This window comes from Rhodococcus sp. NPDC057135 (assembly GCF_042670865.1).
In the GTDB taxonomy this organism is placed as follows: domain Bacteria; phylum Actinomycetota; class Actinomycetes; order Mycobacteriales; family Mycobacteriaceae; genus Rhodococcus_F.
Genome location: NZ_JBHUUU010000006.1, coordinates 160180 through 185231, shown reverse-complemented (window position 1 = coordinate 185231; position 25052 = coordinate 160180). Strand labels below are relative to the sequence as shown.

The 25052-nt window shown below is 62.4% G+C and carries 25 protein-coding genes; 18 read left to right on the top strand and 7 right to left on the bottom strand.

What is annotated here, in order from left to right:
* The first annotated feature begins 3 nt into the window (after positions 1–3).
* The 5 genes from ACFT1A_RS13820 (at position 4) to ACFT1A_RS13800 (ending at position 5060) form a co-directional block, all read left to right on the top strand.
* Positions 4–1659 (top strand): AMP-binding protein, encoded by a 1656-nt coding sequence (locus ACFT1A_RS13820; protein WP_378447438.1) that lies wholly within the window; start codon positions 4–6, stop codon positions 1657–1659.
* A 251-nt stretch (positions 1660–1910) separates the two neighbouring features.
* Entirely contained in the window at positions 1911–3302 is a 1392-nt protein-coding gene (locus ACFT1A_RS13815; protein ID WP_378447437.1) for an MFS transporter, read from the top strand.
* A gap of 68 nt (positions 3303–3370) precedes the next feature.
* A complete protein-coding gene (locus ACFT1A_RS13810) occupies positions 3371–4045 on the top strand; it encodes a TetR/AcrR family transcriptional regulator (protein ID WP_378447436.1) in 675 nt (224 codons plus the stop codon).
* 38 nt (positions 4046–4083) lie between these two features.
* On the top strand, positions 4084–4716 hold the full coding sequence (locus ACFT1A_RS13805) for an HAD family hydrolase (protein ID WP_378447435.1): 633 nt from the start codon (positions 4084–4086) through the stop codon (positions 4714–4716).
* Between the two features lie 56 nt (positions 4717–4772).
* Positions 4773–5060, top strand: a complete 288-nt coding sequence (locus ACFT1A_RS13800; RefSeq protein WP_230817338.1) for a putative quinol monooxygenase — start codon at positions 4773–4775, stop codon at positions 5058–5060.
* Positions 5061–5156: 96 nt separating this feature from the next.
* Here ACFT1A_RS13800 and ACFT1A_RS13795 read toward each other — a convergent pair whose 3' ends face one another.
* Positions 5157–6659 carry an AMP-binding protein gene (locus ACFT1A_RS13795; RefSeq protein WP_378447434.1) on the bottom strand — a complete coding sequence of 501 codons (1503 nt, stop codon included), beginning with the start codon at positions 6657–6659 and terminating at the stop codon, positions 5157–5159.
* 104 nt (positions 6660–6763) lie between these two features.
* Between ACFT1A_RS13795 and ACFT1A_RS13790 the strand changes: the two genes are divergently transcribed.
* The gene (locus tag ACFT1A_RS13790) at positions 6764–7489 is read left to right on the top strand and encodes a TetR/AcrR family transcriptional regulator (protein WP_378447433.1); all 726 of its coding nucleotides are present in this window, start codon (positions 6764–6766) and stop codon (positions 7487–7489) included.
* 74 nt (positions 7490–7563) lie between these two features.
* Here ACFT1A_RS13790 and ACFT1A_RS13785 read toward each other — a convergent pair whose 3' ends face one another.
* A complete protein-coding gene (locus tag ACFT1A_RS13785; protein WP_003942878.1) occupies positions 7564–8040 on the bottom strand; it encodes a MaoC family dehydratase in 477 nt (158 codons plus the stop codon).
* 158 nt (positions 8041–8198) lie between these two features.
* Here ACFT1A_RS13785 and ACFT1A_RS13780 point away from each other — a divergent pair, with 158 nt between their 5' ends.
* From ACFT1A_RS13780 to ACFT1A_RS13725, 12 genes are all read left to right on the top strand, one after another.
* Complete coding sequence (locus ACFT1A_RS13780; RefSeq protein ID WP_347874960.1) at positions 8199–9020, top strand: SDR family oxidoreductase; 822 nt, start codon at positions 8199–8201, stop codon at positions 9018–9020.
* The gene (locus ACFT1A_RS13775) at positions 9017–9820 is read left to right on the top strand and encodes an enoyl-CoA hydratase-related protein (protein ID WP_378447432.1); all 804 of its coding nucleotides are present in this window, start codon (positions 9017–9019) and stop codon (positions 9818–9820) included. The genes ACFT1A_RS13780 and ACFT1A_RS13775 overlap by 4 nt, the downstream gene beginning before the upstream one ends.
* Entirely contained in the window at positions 9807–11027 is a 1221-nt protein-coding gene (locus ACFT1A_RS13770; protein WP_019745701.1) for an acyl-CoA dehydrogenase family protein, read from the top strand. Before ACFT1A_RS13775 ends, ACFT1A_RS13770 begins: the two co-directional genes overlap by 14 nt.
* Position 11028: 1 nt before the next feature.
* Positions 11029–11811, top strand: a complete 783-nt coding sequence (locus ACFT1A_RS13765) for an SDR family oxidoreductase (RefSeq protein WP_378447431.1) — start codon at positions 11029–11031, stop codon at positions 11809–11811.
* Positions 11804–12838 (top strand): phosphotransferase family protein, encoded by a 1035-nt coding sequence (locus ACFT1A_RS13760; RefSeq protein WP_378447430.1) that lies wholly within the window; start codon positions 11804–11806, stop codon positions 12836–12838. Before ACFT1A_RS13765 ends, ACFT1A_RS13760 begins: the two co-directional genes overlap by 8 nt.
* Before the next feature lie 45 nt (positions 12839–12883).
* Positions 12884–13642 carry a 3-oxoacyl-ACP reductase FabG gene (gene fabG / locus ACFT1A_RS13755; protein WP_378447429.1) on the top strand — a complete coding sequence of 253 codons (759 nt, stop codon included), beginning with the start codon at positions 12884–12886 and terminating at the stop codon, positions 13640–13642.
* Between the two features lie 34 nt (positions 13643–13676).
* A complete protein-coding gene (locus ACFT1A_RS13750; RefSeq protein ID WP_378447428.1) occupies positions 13677–14870 on the top strand; it encodes an acyl-CoA dehydrogenase family protein in 1194 nt (397 codons plus the stop codon).
* Complete coding sequence (locus ACFT1A_RS13745) at positions 14867–15964, top strand: acyl-CoA dehydrogenase family protein (RefSeq protein ID WP_378447427.1); 1098 nt, start codon at positions 14867–14869, stop codon at positions 15962–15964. The genes ACFT1A_RS13750 and ACFT1A_RS13745 overlap by 4 nt, the downstream gene beginning before the upstream one ends.
* A 31-nt stretch (positions 15965–15995) precedes the next feature.
* On the top strand, positions 15996–16979 hold the full coding sequence (locus tag ACFT1A_RS13740; RefSeq protein WP_378447426.1) for an NADPH:quinone oxidoreductase family protein: 984 nt from the start codon (positions 15996–15998) through the stop codon (positions 16977–16979).
* An 80-nt stretch (positions 16980–17059) separates the two neighbouring features.
* Positions 17060–18259: an acetyl-CoA C-acyltransferase gene (locus tag ACFT1A_RS13735; protein WP_378447425.1), complete on the top strand. Its 1200-nt coding sequence runs from the start codon at positions 17060–17062 to the stop codon at positions 18257–18259.
* A complete protein-coding gene (locus ACFT1A_RS13730; protein WP_378447424.1) occupies positions 18256–19041 on the top strand; it encodes a RhlG family 3-oxoacyl-ACP reductase in 786 nt (261 codons plus the stop codon). The genes ACFT1A_RS13735 and ACFT1A_RS13730 overlap by 4 nt, the downstream gene beginning before the upstream one ends.
* Before the next feature lie 172 nt (positions 19042–19213).
* Entirely contained in the window at positions 19214–20329 is a 1116-nt protein-coding gene (locus tag ACFT1A_RS13725; RefSeq protein ID WP_378447423.1) for a DUF4185 domain-containing protein, read from the top strand.
* Between the two features lie 6 nt (positions 20330–20335).
* On the opposite strand, the gene ACFT1A_RS13720 is transcribed toward ACFT1A_RS13725, so the two are convergent.
* From ACFT1A_RS13720 to ACFT1A_RS13700, 5 genes are all read right to left on the bottom strand, one after another.
* Entirely contained in the window at positions 20336–22378 is a 2043-nt protein-coding gene (locus ACFT1A_RS13720; RefSeq protein ID WP_378447422.1) for a YhgE/Pip family protein, read from the bottom strand.
* A gap of 133 nt (positions 22379–22511) precedes the next feature.
* Entirely contained in the window at positions 22512–23108 is a 597-nt protein-coding gene (locus ACFT1A_RS13715; protein WP_378447421.1) for an SRPBCC domain-containing protein, read from the bottom strand.
* The gene (locus tag ACFT1A_RS13710; protein WP_378447420.1) at positions 23105–23482 is read right to left on the bottom strand and encodes an ArsR/SmtB family transcription factor; all 378 of its coding nucleotides are present in this window, start codon (positions 23480–23482) and stop codon (positions 23105–23107) included. The genes ACFT1A_RS13715 and ACFT1A_RS13710 overlap by 4 nt, the downstream gene beginning before the upstream one ends.
* Positions 23483–23543: 61 nt before the next feature.
* Positions 23544–24227 carry a GntR family transcriptional regulator gene (locus ACFT1A_RS13705; RefSeq protein WP_333482278.1) on the bottom strand — a complete coding sequence of 228 codons (684 nt, stop codon included), beginning with the start codon at positions 24225–24227 and terminating at the stop codon, positions 23544–23546.
* A gap of 36 nt (positions 24228–24263) precedes the next feature.
* Positions 24264–25040 carry an aspartate/glutamate racemase family protein gene (locus tag ACFT1A_RS13700; protein ID WP_378447419.1) on the bottom strand — a complete coding sequence of 259 codons (777 nt, stop codon included), beginning with the start codon at positions 25038–25040 and terminating at the stop codon, positions 24264–24266.
* Positions 25041–25052 lie beyond the last annotated feature (12 nt).

Here is a 25052-nt window from a genome sequence, read left to right as displayed (position 1 = left end):
GTTATGACCAACGTGTACGAGAGCGAGCCCTGGCTCGCCAATTACGACGCTGACACTCCGCCGAACGTAGACATCGAGCACGTCAACGCCCTCGAGATGTTTCGTGCATCGCTGGAGCGTGATCGCAACGCCCCGATCATCCGGTACTTCGACAGGTCTGTCAGCTTTGCCGAACTCGACGAGATGTCGGACGCGCTTGCCGTAGCCCTAGCCGAGGACGGAATCGGGTTCGCAGACAGAGTTTCCTTTGTCCTGCAGAATGTTCCGCAGTTCGTGATCGCCACGGTCGCGGTGTGGAAACTCGGCGCCGTCGTCGTTCCGGTCAATCCGATGTACCGGGACCGTGAACTGTCCACCGTTCTCATCGACAGCGGCGCGGTAGCGGTCATCTGTCTGGAGTCTTCGGCCCAGACGGTTGCGACTGCGTCTGCGGGCACCGAAGTGCGACGGGTCATCACTACGTCCGAACTGGATTTTCAGTCGCGCGACGACGAACGGATCTTCAGTTCGGCGTCCAGGATTCGCCACGAGGGATTTCCTGACCTACTGGAATTGATCGAGGCTCATCGAGGACAGACGCCCGGGCGGGTCGAGCTCGGCCCGGAAGACCTCGCCTACCTTCCCTATACGTCGGGAACAACCGGCCCGCCGAAAGGTTCGATGAACACGCACGCGAATGTCGTGTTCGCGGCACAGATCTATCGGGACTGGCTGGGACTGCGGCCAGGCGGCGCGATGTTCGCGGTGGCGCCACTGTTCCATATCACCGGATTGATCGGGCACGTTGCGGCTCCACTCCTGGCCGGCGCACCCACGATTCTGACCTGCCGATTCCATCCCATCGTTGCAGCGGAATCGATTTCGGAGCATCGGGCCACCGCGATCATCGGTGCGATCACCGTGTTCATCGCGTGGACGGACAGCGCCGCAGTCTCGAAGGAATCGCTGAGCACTCTCGAGTCGGTGTACTCGGGTGGTGCGCCGATTCCGCACGCGGCGTTGGAAGCGTTCCGGTCGAAGTTCGGTCACTACATTCACAACGGCTACGGGCTGACCGAGACGAACAGCCCGGCAATCGTCGTACCGAATTCTCGTGAAGCGCCAGTGGATCCGGCGTCGGGAGCGGTCGCCGTCGGTGTGCCGGTATCGAATACGTACGCGGAGGTAGTGGACGAGAACGACAAGCCGGTACAGATCGGTGAGTACGGCGAGATCGTGGTCTCCGGTCCACAGGTCGCACTCGGTTACTGGAACAAGCCGGAGGAAACCGCACATGCCATGCCGGGCGGGCGTTTTCACACCGGAGACATCGGCTTCATGGACGGCGACGGCTGGTTCTACATCGTCGACCGGATGAAGGATCAGATCAATGCCTCGGGCTTCAAAGTGTGGCCGCGCGAAGTGGAAGATGTTCTCTACGAACACCCTGCCGTGCGGGAAGCTGCCGTCGTCGGTGTCATGGACCCGTATCGCGGCGAAACTGTGAAGGCCTTTGTCTCCTTCAAAGACGGCTCCGAGGCGACCACCGAGGATCTGGTCGAATTCTGCAAGGAAAGGCTTGCAGCATACAAGTATCCGCGCATCGTCGAGATCATGGATGACCTACCGAAAACGTCGAGCGGCAAGATTCTTCGTCGCGAGCTGAGGGTTCCGAACTAGATCTACCTGACAAACGAATTGCCGGCCGCCGTCAAGGTGAGTCGGCCATTCGTCGTGGTTGCTGCCGGGAATTGGTAGGGGATTAAGTCCCTTATGCGGCAATGTATTTCAGTGATTGACATCACTCTTTTTGTATCGCAGACTGATCGCAACGCCACAGAGTTGAAGTTGGTGTCAGTTTCTACTTCTGGCTCCGATTCGACTTCTCAACTCCCGGCGCGACGAGCGTCCGACCCATCGAGGAGTAACCCATGACGAGATCGGCAGTGGATTCGAGCACGCAGGCAGGGGGCCTGTCCGATCAGGACCGAAAGAAGAAGCGAGCGCACCGCAAACTTCTAGGCGCCGGACTGCTCGGCAGTTCCATCGAGTGGTACGACTTCTTCTTGTACGGAACGGCTGCAGCACTGGTCTTTCCGCATGTGTTCTTCCCCGATTCCTCGGCACTGATGGGCACACTGCTCTCGTTCAGTACGTTCTGGGCCGGGTTCGTAGCTCGTCCCATCGGCGGGTTGGTCGCGGGGCATTACGGTGACAAGTACGGACGCAAGCCCGCGGTGGTCACCTGCCTGCTGCTGATGGCTGTCGCAACCTTCCTGATCGGCGCGATTCCGAGTGCATCGGCGATCGGCGTCGTCGCTCCGATCCTTCTTGTGACGCTGCGATTCATCCAGGGTCTTGCCTGCGGTGGGCAGTGGGGTGGAATCGTCCTTCTTCTCACCGAATCCGCGAGTCCCAAGAAGCGTGGTTTCTCAGGCACTTTCGGTCAGATGGGTGTCTCCTTCGGTGTTGTCCTGGGCAACCTGGTCTTCCTCGTCGCGACCGCGACCATTTCCAACGACGCGTTCCTGAGTTGGGGTTGGCGGGTTCCGTTCTTCGCCAGCGCGCTGCTCTTCCCCGTTGTTCTGTACATCCAGACGAAGGTCGAGGACACGCCGGAATTCCTCGAGTTGCAGGAAGACGCAAAGAAGAATCAAAAGGATGTCGTCGTTCAGGCTCCGTTGGCTCAGGCGCTCAAGGATCACTGGCGCAAGATTCTGCTCGGCTGCGGATTGCTCGCTGCCACCAACGCGCTGTTCTACATCAGCATCGCCGGCGTGCTCAGCTACGGCACAACCGAACTGGGGTTGAAGCGGAACTCGCTGCTCATCATCTCGCTCCTGAGTGCGTTGCTGACCGTCGGAGTGGTGCTGTGGTCCGGGAAGATGTCCGACAAGATCGGGCGTCGTCCGATGATCTTGATCGGCGCTGCGGCGATCGTTGTGTGGGCGTTCCCGTACTTCTGGTTGATCAACACCAAGTCCCTGCCGCTGTTCTTCATCGCAGTCACGGTCGGCAGTGTGTTCCAGTCGATGACCTACGGGCCGATCGCGGCGTACATGGGTGAGCTGTTCGCGCCCAACGTGCGTTACTCGGCCGCATCGCTGGCATACCAATTGGCTGCGATCACGGTCAGCGGCGGCACTCCGTTCATCATGACAGCACTTATCGCGAAGACCGGAACCACGACGTGGGTTGCAGTGTTCGTAGCACTCATGGGCTTGGTGACCTTCTTCAGTGCCTGGGTGCTGAAAGAGACCAACCCGAAGGAAGTTCGGGACGATCCGAACGCAATTCCGGGCGCGCACCTGTACGCCAAGTAACTCTTTCGGATTCGAGCAGACGCCCGCTATCGGTCACCGGTAGCGGGCGTCTGACGTATAACTGGAGCATGGCTGCAGCGCGCACAGGCTCCGAAGATGCTTCGTCGACAGTGTCACGGGAACTCCCCTCCACTCAGCGTGGTTTGCGTACGCGTCGAGCGTTGATCGATGCGGCCCGCACGGTCTTCGAACGGTCCGGCTATCTGGACTCGCGGCTGATCGACATCACGGTGGAGGCGCAGTGCTCGGCCGGTACCTTCTACACATACTTCGCGAGCAAGGAAGAGATCTTCGCAGCAGTGATGGAGTTGGCTCGCGAAGACATGATGCATCCGGGTATGCCGCACACTCCGAAAGGCGCGGATCCTGCTGAGGTCATCGCGGCGAGTAACCGCGCGTACCTCGAGGCGTACCGACGGAACGCGAAGCTGATGGGGCTGCTCGAGCAAGTCGCAAGTATCGATCCGGAGTTCCGGGTTCTCCGCCTCGAGCGCGCTGATGCGTTTGTACGTCGCAACGCCCGCAGCATCGAGAAGCTGCAGAAAGCCGGTCTGGCGGACGCGAATTTGGATCCGCTGCTGACCTCTCGCGCGCTCTCCGGAATGATCAGTCGACTTGCGTTCGGTTACTTCGTGTCCCGCGGTGGCGCGGACGGCGCCGCCGGAGTGACCTTCGACGGTCTGCTCGATACGGTCAACAGGTTGTGGATCAACACTTTACAATTCTCGCTGCATCAAAATTGATGTTGACGCCGAGTTCATGTTTGGTGTCTGATGGAGTAATGACACTCACGCGTACGGCAGTGCTCGTCGATTTCGGTGGAGTCCTCACCTCCAGTGTTCTGCAGGCCTTCGCGGACTTCGGAGCCTCGCTTGGCGGTGACCCGCGGCTTCCGTTGACCCTGCTCTCCCGCGACGACGTCTCGAAGAGGCTGCTCGCCGATCATGAATCAGGAAAGATCGACCAGGAAGCATTCGAGGCCGGATTCGGGGAACGTCTACGTGCGCACGGCGCCGTCGTCGACAGCGTGGGGTTGGTCGACCGGATGCAGGCCGGGCTGATTCGAGACGAGGAGATGGTGCGTCTGCTCGCAGACGTGCGGGCGGCGGGACACCCTGTTGCGCTCGTGTCCAACGCTTTCGGGCGTGATTGTTATGCGGGATTTGTCCTCGAAGACCTGGCCGACGAGGTGGTGATCTCGTCGGAAGTCGGGATTCGCAAGCCCTCTCGTCAGATCTACACCATCGCGTGCGAGCGCCTGGGTGTCGCGCCCGAAGACGCCGTGATGATCGACGATCTGCAACAGAACCTCGACGGAGCGGCCCGTTTGGGGATTGCGGGCATTCTCCACACCGACGCGGAAAGTACTCGTAGGCAATTGGAATCGACGTTCGGACTACTGCCCACGCAGTGAAACTGTAGGTTGCTCGGTAATACTCGAATACTGCTGGAACACTTTTGGAGGAATGAATGATTGCTGTTATCGCGGATATCACCGTCAAGGACGGAAGCGGCGAGCAGTTCGAAGCCGTAGTCGCCGAACTCGCCGAGAAGGTGCGCACGGAAGAGCCCGGAACGGTTCTGTATCAACTGATCCGCTCGAAGACGGACACGAACTCCTACAAGTTCATGGAGCTGTATCAGGACGGCGCTGCCATCAAGGCGCACGGAACGTCCGAGCATTTCCAGGCTGCCGGAAAGGCGATGGCGCCCTTCCTGGCTGGCGCCCCGCAGATCGAGTACTTCGACGCTCTCTGAGCGCATGGGCGGAGCTCTCTGAGTACATTGACAGCGCTCTCTGCGCTCGTGAACAGGTGAGCCCCGGCGAAATCTCGCCGGGGCTCACCTGTGTTTTCAGTTCTGCTTCTGGGCGAGGAGTTCGGACCGGTCGATCGATCGCTTGAGGATCTTTCCCGTCGACCCCTTGGGGAGTGCGTCGATGAACTGGACGACCCTGGGAATCTTGTAGGCGGACAGACGTTCCCGAGCCCAAGAGGTGACGTCATCTGCTTCGAGGTCGGAGCCTGGGCGCACGGCCACCACCGCCGCAACCTCCTCGCCGTAGTAGTCGTCGGGTATACCGATCACCGCGGCCTCGATGATGTCGGGGTGCTGGTAGAGCACCTCTTCGACCTCGCCTGGATAGACGTTGTATCCACCGCGGATGATGAGGTCCTTGACGCGGTCGACGATGCGAAGGTCACCGTCGGCGTCGGTCTCGCCGAGGTCTCCGGTGCGGAACCATCCGTCGTCGGACAGGACGGCGGCAGTGTCGTCAGGGCGCTTCCAGTATCCCTTCATGACCGTCGGTCCTTTGATGAACACCTCGCCCACTGTGCATGCCTCGCAGACATTTCCGTCGTGATCACGCACCTCGACCTCGGTGCGCGGTACGGCGCGGCCGGTGTAACCGATCTTTGCGACGCGGTCGATACTGTTGAAAGTTCCGAACGCGCTCGTCTCGGTCAGGCCGTAGCCCTCGAGGATCGTGCAGTTGAAACGTGCTTCGAAGGCGCGTGCCACTTCACCGGGCAGTGACGCTCCGCCGGAGATCGCGATACGCAGTTGTTCGAAGTCGGAGCTGTCCACGTCGGCGGCAGCGTGCAGCATGGCATTCCACATTGTGGGGACGCCGGCCATGATTGTGAGCTTGTCTCGACGCACCAGATCGAGCATGGCGGCGGGGTCGAACCGGGCGAGCAGGGACAGTGATCCGCCGCCGGTGAAGGTTGCCATCATGACCGAACCCTGGCCGAAGATGTGGAAGAGTGGCAGTCCGGTTCCGGTGCGGTCGGCGGGGTTTCCGCGGCTGCTCTCGGCGCCGATCTCACCGGCGGACAACAAATTCCCGACTGTCAGCTGAGCGCCCTTCGGGCGTCCGGTGGTGCCGGAGGTGTAGAGAATGGCCGCGGTGTCTGCTGCGTCGCGGTCGACCACGGTTGCCGGTGCATGGTCGGCCTTCGCCGATTCTTCGGTGAGCGTCCACACCGGGACGCCACGCGCAGTCCCTGCGTCCTGGACTGCGGGGCCGAGCTGATGCCAGGCGATGGCCAGGGAAATCTCCGCGTCGTCCAGAACGTACTCGACTTCGGGTTGCGCCGACATCGTGTTGATCGGTACCACGACACAACCTGCGGCCTGAATCCCCATGTACGCCACGATGAATTCCGGCACCGACGGCGCCGCGAGCAGAACGCGGTCGCCGACGCTCAACCCTTCGTCGCGAATGCGGCCGGCGAACGCCAGCGACGCGTCGTGGAGCTGTCGGTAAGTCCAGTGATTGTCCGTGCCGCGAATCGCAATATTGTCCGGAGTGGCTTCCGCGTGACGGGTCACCGGGTCGAGAACGCTAACCATGGTTCTGCCTTTCGGGAGGAATCGACCGATTGTGTGTCCTGGGTCTCACCAGAGCGTACACTTGAATCCGGCGTCAACATCGAGTCTGCTGGGATTGTCCCAAAATGATGTCGGCCCCGAACGATGGCTCAAAGGATGGGGAGCGCACTGTGCTCGACGACGAATCGCGAATTGCCGCCTTGCCGGTGGCTCCGCCCGCGCTGCTCCGGGATCGGCCCACTACCGAGCGGGGAACTCGTACGCGCGCAGCATTAGTAGCTGCTGCCCGTACGGTTTTCGAGCGCAGTGGCTATCTCGACGCCCGCCTCATCGACATCGCCAAAGAAGCCGGCTGCGCGACGGGATCGTTTTACACGTACTTCGCGAACAAGGAAGAGGTGTTCGCCGCCGTCCTCGAGGTCGCGCGAGACGACATGATGCACCCGGGTATGGGACGTGTTGCCGGCGCGGACGATCCCTATGCGGTGCTCGAGGCGAGCAATCGGGCGTATCTGGCCGCGTACCAACGCAATGCAAAATTGATGGGTCTCATGGAGCAGGTTGCCCACATCGACCCGGAGTTCCGGAAGTTCCGCAGCGAGCGCGCCAATGCGTTCATTCGCCGTAACGCCCGCGGGATTGCCGATCTGCAGTCCCGCGGCATCGCGGACACGACGCTGGATCCGATGACGTCGTCAATTGCTCTGTCCGGCATGGTGAGTCGCCTCGCCTACAGTCTGTTCACTCTCCGTGAGGGTGAGGTGGACGGGCGTTCGCCGGAGTTCGATCAGATTGTCGCCACGGTGACCGACCTGTGGGCGAACGCTCTCAAGTTCCCTGACCGATCCTGACGTGGCGAGTTGCCCCGGCTGCATCGATGTTCGAGCGGCCGGGGCATACCAGTCTCGGTTCAGCTCTTCTCGGTTCAGCTCTTCTCGACGACGCGAGCGACAGATTCGGCGACGACGACGGGCTTGTCGGAACCTTCGCGCTCGACCACCTGGCTCATCTTCACCTGGATTCCGCCGGGCAACTGCTCCGCGGACACGACGGTTGCGCGCATGCGGACCCGCGATCCCACCGGGACCGGGGCGGGGAAGCGCACCTTGTCGTAGCCGTAATTGAGGCTGTGTGCGAAGCCGTCGAAGTGGATGAGTTGGTAGGAGAACTGTGGGCCGAGCGAGAGACTGAAGAGTCCGTGCGCGATGGTGCTGCCGAGCGGGCTCGATGCAGCGCGTTCCGGGTCGACGTGGATCCACTGATGATCGTTCGTGGCTTCGGCGAACGCGTTGATGCGCTCCTGGGTGATGTCGTACCACTCCGTCGGGCCAAGCTCCTGGCCGATGAGCTTCTCGAGCTCGGCGAAGGTGGACGGGCGGACGGGCAATTGGTTTTCAGTCATCGTTGATCCCTTTACTCGCAGTTCAGGAGGACGGAACGGGCCGTTCGGGTGAGCGTCACGATTCGACGGTTGAAACTGACGCCGGATTCAACTATACATGAGGGGAGACGTGGATCACTGTCAGCGCGTAGGTATGACGCAAGCGAGAGGAATCGCTCATGAAGGTTGCCCAGAAGGTAGCAATTGTCACCGGTGGCGGCGGGGGAATCGGCGGTGCGCTGGCCGAGCGACTGGCTGCCGAGGGCGCTCGCGTCGTAGTAGCCGACCTCGACGGAGCGGCAGCGTCAGCGGTGGCCGAGGCGATCAATGCGGAGCATCCCGGAGCGGCCGTGTCTGCGGGTGGCGACGTCTCCGACGAGACAGTCATTGCGGGCCTGATCGCGCAGGCGGAAAAGGAATTCGGCCCGGTCGACCTCTATTTCGCCAATGCCGGCGTCACCGGAGGCATGGGCCTCGACATCAGCGAGGACGTCTGGGACACGACGATCGACGTCAACGTCCGCGCCCACATTCGCGCTGCCAGGCTCCTCGTCCCCGGGTGGACCGAGCGCGGAGAGGGCTACTTCATCAGCACGGCCTCTGCAGCCGGCTTGCTCAGTCAGGTCGGATCCGCCGCGTACTCGGTAACCAAGCATGCTGCGGTCGCGTTTGCCGAGTGGCTCTCGATCACCTACGGAGATCAGGGCGTTCGTGTCAGTTGCCTGTGTCCGATGGGCGTCAACACCAAGCTTCTCTACGAGGGCGAGAACTCCGGAGATCCGGTCGGAAAGGCTGCAACCGGAGCTGTGCTGGCGGCAGGCAATGTTCTCGAGCCTGCCGAATGCGCCGAAATCGTCCTGGCTGCAGTAGATGCCGAGGAATTCCTCATCCTTCCGCACAAGAACGTACTGGACATGTACCGGCAGAAGGGCGCCGACTACGACCGTTGGCTGCGCGGGATGCGCCGGTACCAGGCTTCGCTCCTCGCGGGAACGCGATGACCGAGGAACTTGTCCTCTCCGAGCAGAGAGGAGCGGTGCTGGTTCTGACATTCAATCGGCCCCGCGTTCTCAACGCGTGGACCAACGAGCTCGAAGATCAGTACTACGACTTTCTGGCCGTGGCAGACCAAGATCCCAGTGTCCGAGCAATTGTCGTCACCGGCTCCGGCCGCGGATTCTGCTCAGGGGCCGACCTCGGCAATCTGAAGAACGTCGGCGAAGTCTCCGAAAGTGATCTGGTCCGACCGCGAGACCGCGATTTTCCGACCACCATCCGTAAACCGCTGATCGCTGCCGTCAACGGCGTGGCTGCCGGCCTCGGTATGGTCGAGGCCCTTTACTGCGACGTTCGTTTCGGCTCGAGCGCAACACGATTCACCACCGCATTCGCGCGCCGGGGACTGATTGCGGAGTACGGCATCTCGTGGATGTTGCCCCGCTTGGTCGGTCACAGCCGCGCTGTCGATCTTCTGCTCTCGAGCCGAATGGTCGATGCCGACGAGGCGTACCGCATCGGATTGATCGACCACCTGGTCGCCAGTGGTGACGTCCTGGACGCAGCGGTTGCCTACGCCGAGGACATCGCGGCCAACTGCTCACCGACGTCACTCTCCGTCATCAAGTCTCAGATGAGTGCCGACGCGCACTCGACCTTCACCGATTCCGCCAGGCGTACGGAATCATTGATGCTGAACGCATTTCACGGCCCGGACGTCGTCGAGGGCGTCAACAGCCATCTCGAACATCGAGCCCCCAAATTTCCTTCCCTCTCTGTCAGGAGTTCACATGTCAGTGTTTGAGTTCTCGGATCGCACCAAGAAGTACCAGGCCGAACTGCTCGATTTCATGGACAAGCACGTTTACCCGGCCGAAGCGGTCTACGAAGAGCAGATGCGTGAGTCCGGTAACCCGCACTTTCAGCCGCCGATCATCGACGACTTGAAGAAGGAAGCCAAGGCCCGCGGGCTGTGGAACCTCTTCCATCCCCATCCCGAATGGGGCCCCGGCCTGACCAACCTGGAATACGCACCGCTCGCAGAGATCATGGGCCGCAGCCACCTGGCCTCCGAAGCCACCAACTGCGCCGCTCCGGACACGGGAAACATGGAGGTGCTCACGCTCTTCGGCACCGACGAGCACAAGGAGAAGTACCTCAAGCCGCTTCTCGAAGGCGAAATCCGCTCCGCTTTCGCGATGACCGAGCCCGAGGTTGCCAGCTCCGACGCCACCAACATCCAGCTCCGCATGGACCGTGACGGCGACGAGTACGTACTGAACGGCCGTAAGTGGTTCGCTTCCAACGCCTTGCATCAGAACTGCAAGGTTCTGATCGTCATGGGCAAGACCGACTTCAACGCCGCGACGCACCGTCAGCAGTCGATGATGGTCGTGCCGATCGACGCTCCCGGTGTCACGATCCTGCGTAACCTGCCGGTCTTCGGTTACCAGGACCGCGAAGGACACGGCGAGATCACCTTCGAGGACGTGCGTGTCCCGGCCAAGGACATTCTCGCTGGCGAGGGTGAAGGATTCGCGATCAGCCAGGCCCGTCTCGGCCCCGGCCGCATCCACCACTGCATGCGTGCAATCGGAATGGCCGAGCGCGCACTGGAACTGATGTGCAAGCGCGCATCCACCCGCATCACCTTCGGAAAGCCCGTCAGTGACAACGCCAACATCCAGGACTGGATCGCCGAAGCTCGTATCGACATCGAGATGGTTCGACTCCTCACGCTCAAGGCCGCACACATGATGGACACGGTGGGCAACAAGGAAGCGCGCACCGAGATTGCGGCCATCAAGGTCGCGGCGCCGAACATCGCGCTCAAGATCATCGACCGCGCCATCCAGGTTCACGGCGGCGGCGGCGTCACGGACGACTTCCCGCTCGCGATGGCTTACGCCCACATGCGCACTCTTCGTCTGGCCGACGGCCCGGACGAGGTGCACAAGCGCGCCATCGCCAAGCAGGAGCTGCGCAAGTACCGCGAAGTCAAGGCGAACTGACATGGCAGGACTGGATCTCACAGGTAAGACGGCGATCATCACCGGCGCATCGCGGGGCATCGGCCTCGCGACCGCGCAGGCGATTGCGGCGGCGGGCGGAAACGTCGTACTGACTTCGCGCTCACAGGAATCCGCAGATGCGGCCGCCGCACAGGTGACCGGTAACGCGATCGGTGTCGGCGCACACGCGACGGACGAGGATGCTGCCCGCAAGTGCGTCGAGCAGACCATCGAGCGTTTCGGCAGTCTCGACATCTTGGTGAACAACGCGGGTACCAACCCGTCGTTCGGGCCGATCATCAATCAGGATCACTCGCGCTTCGCCAAGACCTTCGACGTCAACGTGTGGGCTCCAGTCCTGTGGACCGGCCTGGCAGCGCGGGCCTGGATGGGCGAGCACGGCGGTTCCGTGGTCAACACCGCCTCGATCGGCGGCATGGCGTTCGAGGCCGGGATCGGTACGTACAACGCGTCGAAGGCTGCTCTGATCCACATCACCAAGCAGTTGGCGCTCGAGTTGTCGCCGAAGATCCGTGTCAACGCAGTCGCTCCGGGAGTGGTGAGAACCAAACTCGCCGAAGCACTGTGGAAAGAACACGAAGAAGCGGTGTCCGCGTCTACCGCTCTCGGACGCATCGGTGAACCCGAGGACGTCGCTGCGGCCATCGCCTTCCTGGTTTCCGATGCGGCCCAGTGGATCACCGGCGAGATCATGACCATCGACGGTGGCCAGTTGTTGGGCGACGCACTCCCGTTTCGGCAAGGAGCGTCGGTAGGTGGCTAGCGTCGGAGTCGTGGGACTCGATACCGAAGCGGTCACCGGGTGGATCGCAGGCCTGGGGATCGACTTCAGCGGGCCGCTGTCCTTCGATCGAATCGGCCTGGGGCAGTCCAATCTCACATACCTGGTACGTGATCAGGGCAGCCATCGCTGGGTTCTACGACGCCCACCGCTCGGCCACCTTCTGGCCTCGGCACACGACGTGGCGCGCGAAGCTCGAATCCTGAGCGCTCTCGAATCCACGGATGTACCTTCACCGCGAGTATTCGGGTTGACCGAGGACCCGGCCGTCACCGAAGTTCCCCTGCTACTCATGGAATTCGTGGACGGCGAAGTGGTCGATCGAATGCCTCTCGCGGAGGCGTTGTCGGAAGATCGTCGTCGGGCAATCGGCATCTCGCTGGCTCAGACGTTGGCGAAGATACACGCCGTGGATCTGAAGAAGGCCGGCCTCGACGACCTGGCAAGCCACAAGCCCTACGCTGCACGGCAGCTGAAGCGTTGGGGTGGGCAGTGGGAACAGTCGAAGACGCGGGAATGCCCCGATCTGGACGATCTCACGCGACGCTTGATTGCAGCTCAGCCTGCTCATACCGAAACCACGTTGGTGCACGGCGACTTTCACTTGCGCAATGTGATCACCTCCGCTCAGAACGGCGAAGTTGTCGCGGCCCTCGACTGGGAACTCTGCACTCTCGGTGATCCGTTGGCGGATGTCGGAAGCTTGTTGGCGTACTGGCCGGCAGCGGGGGAGAACACGGGCGGCGACTTCCCGGCGTCGGCACTCCCCGGATTCCCCTCGCGAGAGGAGATCTCCCGGATCTATCTCGAGGCCACCGGACGGGATCCAGCTGCGCTGAAGTTCTGGCACACCTTGGGACTGTGGAAGATTGCGGTGATCGCCGAAGGCGTGATGCGTCGTGCCCGCGACGAACCGCAGAATGCCGCCGAGAGCGGAACTCCCACCGTGGAACGTATTGACGCCTTGGTGGCCAAAGCCAGGGAAATTGCAGATCAGGCCGGGATCTGACGAGATCGTCCGGTGTCCGTCGAATCACGAAATTATGGAGGGCCAGTGAGCCAGGAACGTAGAACCGCAATTGTCACGGGTGCAGCACGCGGAATCGGTGCGGCAGTGGCGAAGCGACTGTCGGAAGACGGTTTTGCCATCGCCGTGCTCGACCTCGACGAAGCGGCGTGTGCCGGAACCGTCGACGCGATCAAGGCTGCAGGCGGCCAGGCGCTGGCCGTCGGCGCTGACGTCTCCGACGAGGCTTCGGTCGCCGCAGCGGTGGATCGTGTGGCCGCAGACCTGGGTGCACCCACCGTACTGATCAACAACGCCGGCATCACTCGCGACAACCTTCTGTTCAAGATGAGCGTTGCCGAGTGGGATTCGGTGATGAACGTCCACCTGCGCGGAGCGTTCCTCATGTCGCGTGCGGTGCAGAAGTACATGGTGGAAGCGAAGTTCGGCCGCATCGTAAACCTCTCGAGCACGTCGGCTCTCGGTAATCGTGGACAGGTCAACTACTCCGCTGCGAAGGCCGGAATGCAGGGCTTCACCAAGACATTGGCCTTCGAGCTGGGCAAGTTCGGGGTGACCGCGAACGCTATTGCCCCCGGATTCATCGAAACCGAGATGACCGCTGCAACGGCCGAGCGCATGGGCGTCGGGTTCGAGGACTTCAAGACCGCTGCCGCTTCGCAGATTCCGGTCAATCGCGTCGGACAGCCCGAGGACATCGCGCACACCGCGTCGTTCTTCGTCAGCGAAGGCGCAGGCTTTGTTTCCGGTCAGGTCGTCTACGTTGCCGGTGGACCCAAGGACTGACCGTCCGCTCACCGCTCGAACCGAAGGAATGGGCATGGCTTTCGACGAAGAGGCAGTATCGCGTGACCTCACCGACAAGGTGAACACGCTTCTCGCGGAGAACGATCCGAGCAGTGTGTCGGTATCGGATTTTCTCGGCGCACGATTCGACGCCGGGCTGGCGTGGGTTCACTTCCCCGAAGGTCATGGGGGACTCGGTGTACCGCAGAGCTTTCAGCGTCAGGTGAACGCTCAGCTGGAGGCCGCCGGTGCACCCGGCCCGGCCACCGGCAAGAACGGAATCGGCCTGGGCATGGCGGCACCGACCATCGCTGCCTTCGGTACCGAGGAGCAGAAGCAGAAGTTCCTGCGCCCGTTGTGGACTGCGGAGACGGTCTACTGCCAGCTGTTCAGTGAACCCGGCGCAGGTTCGGACCTCGCGGCCGTCGCTACCCGCGCTGTCCGCGACGGCGACGACTGGATAGTCAACGGACAGAAGGTATGGACGTCGGGTGCGCAGAACGCGCAGCTGGCGATTCTGGTGGCCAGGACTGATCCGTCGCGCTCCAAGCATGCGGGTCTGAGCTACTTCATCTGCGACATGACCGACCCGGGCGTCGACGTCCGTCCGCTGCGCCAGATCACCGGCGAGGCCGAATTCAACGAGGTATTCCTCACGGACGTCAGGATTCCGGACGCCAATCGCCTCGGAGCCGAAGGTCAGGGATGGAAGGTTGCGACCACCACCCTGAACAACGAGCGTGTTGCCATCGGTTCGGGCGCACCGCGTGAGGGCGGCATGATCGGAAAGGTTGCGCAGGCCTGGCGCGACGAGCCCGAGCTGCGAAACCCGGCGATGCACGACGAGTTGATGCGGCTCTGGACCGAATCGGAGGTCGCGCGTTTGACCGGTGAGCGACTTCGCCAGCAGCTCGCTGCCGGACAGCCCGGCCCCGAAGGCTCGGGAATGAAGCTCGCGTTTGCCGGTTTGGCCCAGCAGATTTCGGGTTTCGACCTCGAGTTGTACGGCGAAGCCGGTCTGCGTTACGACGACTGGACGCTGCGTCGACCGGATTCCGTCGACTTCACCGGCCGTGAACCCGGATACCGGTACCTACGAGCCAAGGGCAATTCGATCGAGGGCGGAACGTCGGAGATCCTGCGCAACGTCATCGCAGAACGCGTACTGGGGTTGCCGCCCGAGCATCGCGTCGACAAGGACATCGCCTGGAAGGACCTACCCCGATGAGCGCCGATCTGCTGTACTCCGAGACCGAACAAGATCTGCGTGCCAGCGTCAGACGACTGCTGAGTGAGCGGGCGGGCGCCGAGACCGTGGTCACGGCCTACGACGACGTGTCCGCCGACTTCACCGGACTGTGGAAGTCACTGGCGTCGGAACTCGGTTTGGCGGGACTGCTGGTACCCGAGGAGTTGGGCGGGGCAGGTGCGTCCACACGTGAGGCGGCAGTCGTGATGGAGGAGATCGGACGTGCGGTCGCCCCCGTTCCGTTCTTCACCAGCGCTGTGCTGGCGACGACGGCGTTGTTGAAAGCCGGTGAGACCGAGGTGCTCGGTCAATTGGCCGCGGGCGATTCGACAGCTGCTCTGGTCGTCCCGTTGTCCACTGCACCAGGAACGTTCACCCCCACTGTCAAGGCAACGGCTGGCGGACTCGTCGGCAGCGTCACGACGGTCGCCGGCGTCGCCGAGTCCGATGTTCTTGTTGTTCCGGTTGCCGGTGACAGCGGTGTGGAACTGCACACCGTTCGGATCGCCGACGCCACCGTCACTCCGGTTCTGTCCCTGGACATGACGCGCCGCTTGGCGGACGTCGAGTTCTCGGGGGCGCCGTCGGTGCGGGTCGACAGCGGCAATGCGGTTCAGGCGGTTGAGGAAGCGTTGCTCTGCGGAAGCGCACTGCTGGCATCCGAACAGTTCGCCGTGGCTCAGTGGTGCCTCGAAACAACACTCGCATATGTGAAGGAGCGCAAGCAGTTCGGCCGCGCGATCGGTTCCTACCAGGCGATCAAGCACCGCCTCGCCGATCTCTGGCTCGAAGTCAGTTCTTCGGGAGCGGCAGCACGATATGCGGCGGACACCTATGCACGCGGCGACGAAGATGCGGCGATCGCAGCGACGGTGGCCCAGGCATTCTGCAGCGGCGTCGCGGTTCATGCTGCCGAGGAATGCGTCCAACTCCACGGTGGAATCGGAATGACGTGGGAGTATCCGGCGCACCTGTACCTCAAGCGGGCGAAGAGCGATCAGTTGTCGCTGGGAACCGCGTATCAGCATCGGGCACGTCTCGCCGAGTTGGTCGACCTCCCGATCTCGTCCTGAATCTCACCCACTATCTGTCTGGAGAATTGTTGTGAAGGCTTGGCGCGTCAACGAACTCGGTGAACCCCGCGATGTACTCGCGTTGGAGGAGACCGCGGATCCCACCCCCAATGCGTCGGAGATGTTGGTCAAGGTGCTCGCCGCTCCGGCCAACTTCCCCGACGTCCTCATGTGCCGCGGTGAGTATCAGATCAAGCCGCCGCTGCCCTTCACCCCCGGCGTCGAACTGTGTGGTGAAGTGGTCTCGGTCGGTGAATCGGTGACCAAGTTCGCGGTGGGTGACCGTGTGATCGGTAACCCGAGTCTGCCGTCCGGCGGATTCGCCGAGTACTCGGTGCTGGATCAGAACAACACGTTCCCGGCGCCGTCGGCTCTCGACGACGCAGAAGCCTCCGCGCTGAGTATCGGCTATCAGACAGCGTGGTTCGCTCTGCATCGCCGCACTCAACTGCTCGAGGGCGAAACCTTGTTGGTGCACGCCGCTGCGGGTGGAGTGGGTAGCGCTGCAGTGCAACTCGGCAAGGCGGCAGGCGCCAAGGTGATCGGTGTCGTCGGTGGGCCGGACAAGGCAGAGTACGCGCGCAAGCTCGGGGCCGATCTGGTGGTCGACCGTCACAGCGAGGACTTCGTGGCAGCGGTCAAGGAGTTCACCGGCGGAAAGGGCGCCGACGTGGTCTTCGATCCGGTCGGCGGCGATGCCTACGCGAAGTCCACCAAGTGCATCGCCTTCGAGGGACGGATCGTCATCATCGGCTTCGCCGGTGGCACGATTCCGCAGCCGGCTCTCAATCATGCTCTCATCAAGAACTATTCGATCATCGGTCTGCACTGGGGGCTGTACAAGGCCTACAACCAGCAGGCCATCGACGATTGCCACGTCGAGCTCACCAGGCTCGCCGATGCCGGCCTGGTCAAACCACTGATCAGCGAGCGGTTGTCGTTGACGGACGTTGCCGACGGTATCGGTCGCCTCGGCGACGGCACCACTGTCGGCCGCGTCGTGTTCCAGCCCTGACTCTTTGCTGTGCGCCTTTATTAACCCCCGGCGGTTAATAAAGGCGCACAGCACTTCGTGTTCGACGAAAGGTTTCCCCGATGAGGCAAGCTGTCATCGTTTCCACCGCCCGTACCCCGATCGGTAAGGCTTACCGCGGCGCGTTCAACAACACTCAGGCTCAAGAGCTTGCTGCACATGCCATTTCGAATGCAGTGCAGCGCGCGGGCCTCGAGGGTGGTGAGGTCGAGGACGTCATCCTCGGCGCCGCGCTGCAGCAGGGATCCTCCGGCGGCAACGTCGCGCGGCAAGCTGTACTGCGGGCCGGGCTTCCGGACTCCGTTTCCGGAATGACGATCGACCGTCAGTGCTCATCCGGGCTCATGGCGATCGCAACCGCAGCCAAGCAGATCGTGGACGACGGAATGCAGATCGCGGTCGGCGGCGGCGTCGAATCGATCTCGTTGGTCCAGAACGATCACATGAACAACTTCCGTGCGGCCGATCCGTGGCTGAAGGAAAACAAGCCGTCGATCTACATGCCGATGCTGCACACGGCCGAGATCGTCGCCGAGCGCTACGGGGTCACCCGCGAGCAGCAGGACGAGTTCGCGCTCGTCTCGCAACAGCGGACCGCAGCGGCACAGGACGCAGGTCGGTTCGATCTCGAGATCGTCCCGCTGCCCTCGATCAAGCAGGTGCAGGACAAGGAGACGGGTGAGATCCGCAGCGAGTCCGTGACGCTGGCCCGGGACGAAGGCAACCGCGCGTCCACCACGTTGGAGGGGCTGGCGAGTCTGCGTCCGGTTCTGGCCGACGGGACTGTCAGTGCTCATTCCTCCATCACTGCGGGCAACTCGTCTCAGCTATCGGACGGCGCGTCCGCATCGGTCCTGATGGAGGCCGGTGAGGCAGAACGTCGCGGCCTGGCTCCTCTCGGCATCTACCGCGGCATGGCTGTCGCGGGTTGTGCTCCGGACGAGATGGGAATTGGCCCGGTATTCGCGATTCCGCGTCTGCTCGACCTGCACGGGCTGAAGGTCGACGACATCGATCTCTGGGAACTGAACGAGGCGTTTGCTTCTCAAGCTCTGTACTGCCGCGACAAGCTCGGGATCGATCCCGAGAAGTACAACGTCGACGGTGGTGGTATCTCCGTGGGTCATCCGTACGGAATGACGGGTGCTCGTCTGGTCGGCCACGCACTCCTGGAAGGCAAACGGCGCGGAGCCAAGCTCGTCGTCGTGACCATGTGCATCGGCGGCGGCATGGGTGCTGCCGGGCTTTTCGAGGTCGCATGAGCTTGATCGAGGGACTGTTCGACGTCAGTGGAAAGACTGTCGTGGTCACCGGCGGATCACGCGGTATCGGATACATGATCGCTCGTGGATTTGTCGAAGGCGGAGCGACGGTAGTTATTTCGGCCCGCAAGGCGCAAGCATGTGACGAAGCCGCGCGGGAGCTTTCCGAGTTCGGCACCTGCATCTCGCACCCGGCCGATCTGTCCACCGACGAGGGGATCGAGAGCCTCGCTGCGAAGGTCGCGGAGATTTCGCCGACGCTCGACGTACTGGTCAACAACGCCGGTGCCACGTGGGGCGCTCCCGTCGACGATTTTCCGGCTGCCGGCTTCGACAAGATCTTCGACATCAACGTCAAGGCGATCTTCCTCTTGACTCAGAAGCTGTTGCCACAGTTGCGTTCTGCGGCCACTGCGGAAGATCCCGCGCGTGTGATCAATATCGGATCGATCGACGGGCTCGTGGTTTCGGGTTCGGAGAACTTCTCGTACGGAGCCAGCAAGGCTGCGGTGCACATGTTGACGCGCAAGTTGGCGGCAACGCTTGCGGGGGAGCAGATCACGGTCAACGCCATTGCACCGGGTCCGTTCCCGTCGAAGATGATGGCCTTCCTTCTCGAAGACGAGCAGAGGGCAAAGGCTGTGGCGGACTCGGTCCCGTTGGGCCGGGTCGGAACTCCTCAGGATGCCGCAGGTCTTGCTATCTTCCTGTCTTCGCGTGCCGGGGCTTATGTGACCGGGACGGTGATCCCACTCGACGGCGGCGCGAGCGGAACGCGCTGAACCACTGACTGATCTCCGCTGTCCGAAAAGGCCTGAAAGTCTGAACTGCTATGACTTTCAGGCCTTTTCGCGTTTTGTCTGATTGGTTTATCTGTGACTGCAGTTGCTAGATTGTCCGAGGTTCGGGGGGAACGACGACGACAACACCAACAATCCCGGCCTTGGGGGAGTCATGTTTCGCGCGGCGAGATCGTTGGTGGTGAGTGGTGTCGGTAGTACCGGAGGGCCGGCCAATGCGGCGCCGTGGCTCAACGGCAACACCGGAGGGTTGCCCGGCCTGTCCGGGCGTACTGCCGCGATCGAAAAAGTCACCGGGACATACAGTCCCAACAAGACGGTCGATCGCTTCAACGTCCTGGGCACCGACCTCGGCATCATGTGGGACAACGGTGCCGGTCAGATTTTGACCGCTTTCGGTGACACCACCGGGCTCAGCCGCAACCCCGCCTGCGACGGTTTGGTGGGCGAGTGGCGAAGCAATGTACTTTTCCGCAGCTCGGACCGGGTACTGGCCGACGGGATGCGTATCGACAGCGCGCCGATGGACGGCGCCGGTCAGGCACGCGAGATCATCTCCGGTCTGAAGATTCCTGGCGTCGAGGCTTCCAGTATCCCCACCAGCGGCATCGCCGTGAACGGTGTGCAGTATCTGAGTTACATGTCGGTGCGAAACTGGGGCGAAGCCGGGCAGTGGAGCACCAATTACTCACAGATGGCCACGTCGTCCGACAACGGCGAAACCTGGACCACGCGTCCGGAAACACTGCGCCCCAACATCGGTGGAGTTCTTCCCGCCGGTGTCGGTCCTGTTGCCGGTAGTGAGAACTTCCAGATGAGCTCGATGGTGAAGGACGGCGGGTTCGTCTACAACTACGGAACGCCCGCGGGAAGATCCGGTGAGGTTCGACTTTCTCGCGTCTCCGAGCGATCGATACTCGATCTTTCCGCCTACGACTACTGGAACGGAAGTGGCTGGATCCGCGCCGATCCCGCTGCGGCCGTACCCGTCATGGACGGCCGCATCGGTGAGGTCTCCGTTCAGTACAACGAGTTCCTCGGCAAGTTCGTCGCGATGTACGCCGACGCGTTCAGTTCGATCGTGATGCGAACCGCTCCCAGCCCGGTCGGTCCGTGGACGGCACCGGAAACATTGGTCAATCTGGTCGAGGTTCCCGGTATCTACGCCGCATACATCCACCCGTGGTCCAGCGGTTCGGATCTGTACTTCCTTGCCACCACGTGGGCCGACTACAACGTCATGTTGATGCGTACGACGCTCGTTCGCTGATCCGACTCACGCTTGCGTTTGCTGGAGATACACGATCTCCTCGGTGATCGGCGCGTCGTCGTCGTCGGCGTCGGTCGGCGGTTCTTGTCGGCGGCGCCACCAGAAGGTGAACAGGACGGCTCCGATCACCAAGGCGGCCAGAGCGAATACCGCCACCCAGAACTTCGGGCCGTAGTATCCGACAAGAACCATGCGCATGGCGTTTCGCGCCCACGTGAGCGGCATCAGAGCGTGCAGCCACTGCAGGACCGTCGGCATCTGTTCGATGGGGTACACCGCACCGAACGCGAAGATCTGAATCATCAGGGCGCCCAGGGCGATGAAGGTTCCGTTGACGGCTCCGAACACAACGGTGAAGAGCCTGCCGGAGCTGACTGCGGCGGCGCCCACCAGGATCATCACTGCGATCATCGCCAGGACACTCGGTGGTTCGACGTTTGCCAGGGTCAGTGAGACCACCGACAACACGAGCGCCGCGACCAAGGTGACCAGGGCGGGAATGCGGTAGCGGCGCAGCCCCTCACGCACCACGCTGGTGTGCGAGTTCAGCGAACGTCCGCGTCGGGGGCGGACGACGAACCAGGTGAGAATTCCGCACAGGAACAATGCCACCGAAATCACGGCTGGGACGGCTCCCGGTCCGAATCCGGCTGCGGGATAGTTGTTCCGCGCGTCGACGGCAACAGGGGAAGAGAGCAGATTGGCCGTGGTGGCGCGCTCGTCGTCCGTGAACTGCGGTACCTGGGCGGCACCGTCGGACAAACCGGTAGCCAGTTCCGCGCTACCCGCGTCGAGCTCGCCGACGCCGGCTGCGAGCTGACCGAGACCGTCACGGAGCGCGATACTTCCGGTGTCCAGCTGGCCGAGGCCTGTGGAGAGTTCCTGCGCGCCGGTAGCGAGTTGGCCTGCGCCGTCGGACAGTTGGCCCAGGCCGGTGTTGAGTTCACCTGCGCCTGCCGCCGCTGCGAGCAGGCCACCGCGGTAGTCACTGCTCGGATCGGTGAGTTGCCGCGAGATTTCCCGCGCACCGTCGCGAAGCTGACCGAGCTGACCGATCACGTCGTCGTCCGACGGTTGCGCGGTCAGGGAGGCTCGCAGTCCGCCGAGTGCGTCGACGAGTCCGGCGGAGACCGGATCGGTCGAGTTCCGAAGCATCGACGTGAGGGCATCGATCTGACCGACGACGGCGTCGGAGGACCCGGCAAGGTCGAGTACCGGGGTGGTGACCATGTCGACCACTTCGCTGATCTGACGAGCTCCAGCGCCGAGTTCGTCTGTTCCCCCGACCAACTGGTTGAGTCCGGCGCTCAGCTCGCCCGAGCCCGCAGCAGCTTCGTTTGCTCCAGCGGCCAGCTCGCCGGCTCCGGCGGCCAACTCCTTGCCGCCCTGATTTGCTTCACCCATACCGGTGGCGAGTTCCTTGCTTCCGGCGTAGAGCTCGTTGGTTCCGGCAAGCGCTTCGGAGGACCCGTCGGAAAGCTGTTGCGCGCCTGCGGCGGCTTCGCCGAATCCTGTTCCGAGTTCACCCAACCCGACCAGCACCTGGTCGATGGACTGCTCACCGATCGACTCGGAGACCGCCGAGCGCACCTGAGCGATGATGCTTTCACCGACCGGGCCGGCGACCAGACTGTTGTAGTCGTTGTACAAGACGTCGAGCTCGGCTTTGCGGCCCGAACCCGATGCGGCACTCGCCACATCCGCGCTGAAAGTCTTCGGAATGACCACGGAGAAGTAGTAGGTGCCGTCGTTGACGCCGTCGGCGGCTTCCTGTTCCGAGACGACCTTCCATGCAACGTCACCGCTCTGGACGAGCGCGGCAACAACCTCGTCTCCGGCGTGGAGACTGGTGCCGTCGAGTTCTGTGCCCGCATCCGCGTTGACGATGGCGACGGGCAAGCGGTTGACCGTGTCGCCCGGATCCCACAGTGCCCACATGTAGAACGCCGCAATCGACAGTGGTGCGATCACGAGGACAGCGAGAACTGTCCGGATGATGTGCGTGCGTCGCGTCGTGGTCGGGTTGTCGACGACGGGTTGTGGCGCCATGTGGAGCTCTCTTCTCGTGGACCGAAGCAGTTGTGGCACGAAAGAAAGCCACCAAAACTGCTGGACATACGTCCAGCTCGGTCACGATACAAAGCAAACGGCCATCCTGTGACCGTTTTCGAAGAATTGGGCGTTACCGGCCGCCGTGCTCTTCCTCGATCTTTGCCCACTCCCACCCGCGGAAGTTGGCCAGACGAAGCTCCTCTGCTTCGTCGAAGGTGTACCACTCGGTGCTCGGCGCATCAGGGAGAGTGCCGCGCAGGTATTCGCCCAGGTAGTGAAGCGGGCCTTCCCATCCGGTTCCGACGCCGTAGCAGCCGGTGTCCGGGTCGTTGCGGAAGACATCGGCGACGGAGGCGTGCTCCAACTCGAGCCAGGTGGCGTCGGGTCCGTCTGCCGTCAAACGGATCTCGACCTGATCGCTGTATCCGCGATCGCCGGGTGGGGTCCACTGCAGTCGCAGCAGGTGTGGAGCGTCGCAGGCCAGGATCTCGCCACTCGCCTGGCCTTCGAAAGCGTAAGAGCCGCCCACCTGGAAGTCTCCGCTCACCGGGAGGAAGAAGCGGTTGATGCGGTCAGGCGTTGTGATGGAGTCCCAGACGTCGTCGACCGACGCGTTGTAGCGGCGCTTGAGTACGGCTGTTCGAGCCGAACCTTCGGCTATCTCGCGGTTGCCCATGCTCCGCTCTACCGCGGTGAGGCTGGTGTCCTGGCTCGCGATCTCGGTCATTGTGAGTCCCCTTCTTCGGAAGAATTCGATGGTGAAGATCTGTTCCGTCCGGAGCCGCGTCGTTTCCCGCGTGCGAGTTCTGTGGCCAGTGCGTCGAGAGGTCCGCTCCAGAACTGCCGGAATCCGTCGAGCCAGTGGTCCACTTCTTGCAGTGGCGCGGGCTCGACGGCATAGAGACGCCTGGTGCCTTCGCTGCGTACGGTGGCGAATCCGTTTTCTCGGAGCACTCGCAAGTGCCCGGACGCGGTCGGTTGGGAGATCCCGAACTCTGCTGCCACGACTTCGGAGATCTGACCCGCCGAGCGTTCTCCGTTGGACAGGAGTTCCAGGATTCGCCGCCGAACGGGGTCTCCGAGAACGTCGAACGCATGCACCAGTCATTTATATCGGCGATGGCCAATATAGGCAAGCGCCGAATTTTCTCTGGAGCGTCGGTCAGTCCGCGAGAGTGAACTCGTCGGCGTCGAAGAGTTCACCGATCAGCCCGCCGAGATGGCGTCGATGTTCGGCCGACAATGTCGCTGCCGCCTCGGCATCGTGGTCTGCACACAGGTCGATCAGCTTGTTGTGATGGTCGACGGAGTCCTGGCTGCCGAGGAGGCTCGAGAACTTGCGGTAGTAGATGCGGTGAATTTGTGGGTGAACTTGGTGGATCAGCTTCTTCAACAGCGGATTTGCCGCAGCATCGATGATGACGCTGTGTAGGCGATCGTCAGCGGTCAGGGCTCGGCCTATGTCGTTTCGCTTGACGGCAGCAGCGAAGTCCTTGTTGGCCGAACGCATCGCCCCGATCATCTCGTCGGTGAGATTCGGTACTGCGGTGACGACGGCCAGTTGGTCGAGAGCTTCGATGACTGCGAGTGTTGCTTCGACGTCGCCGCGGTCGAGGGTGGTGATGCGTGTGTACGCACCGGGTTTCGCTTCCACGAGTCCGGTGTCGACAAGCCTTGCCAGTGCTTCGCGGACCGGAGTTCTGCTCAAGCCCAGATACTCGGCGAGCTCGCTGTCCTTGATCTTCGATCCCGGTGCCAGTTCACCGGTGACGATCGCTTCGCGAATGCGTTCGAGAGCGATGTCGCTCATTCGTGCTCGCTCAACCGGTTTACCGCCACGCAACATACTGGATATCGTACTCTGCAGACCGCCCGCAGCTGGTCAGCTCGGGTGCGCCGTCGAAGCGTATTTCCGTGCATCCGCAACGCGCAGGAGCAGAGCGCGGGCGAGAATTGTTGCCGGATCGATGATCTGACAGATTGTGGCATCGGCAGGCAGTCCGAGTGGAATCTCGGTGCATCCGGCCACGACTACTTGCGCGCCCGATTCGGCGAGAAGATCGGCGGCCCTGACGAGTTTGTCGGTGGTCTCGTCTCCGACGTTGCCGCTCTTGATGGCTCGGATCGCCGGCATCACCAATTCATCCTGGATCGCCGGTTCGGGTAGCAGGACGTCGATCGAGTATTCGGACAGCCACTGTTGATACAACCCGGTGCGGACCGTTCCCGTGGTGGCCAAGAGTCCGACGGACGTCACGGCCGGTGAGAGTGTCCGGATGTGCCGCGCAACTTCGTCGATCATGTGGACGACGGGAAGTCCCAGTTGGGACGAGATGCCGGGCAGAAATGCGTGGGCGGTATTGCACGGGATGGCGAGCGTCGTTGCGCCCGACTCTCGGAGAACGCGCGCACCGCGGATCAGCCACGGAGTGGGGTCCGGGCCGTTCTCGGTGAGTGCCAAAGTCCGGTCGGGAACGGTGGGATCGGCCCAGATGACAACTTTTGGATGCTCCTGATCCGTCGAACCTGGTGTCAGGGCAACGAGTTTGGAGTAGAAGTCGGCAGTAGCGGCGGGCCCCATGCCTCCGAGTATTCCGATGACGGGTTCGCTCATGGCCGCCGGAGAGTGGGCGCTCAGCCGTATTCGTTGCACCTTCATGTTGCAATCCAA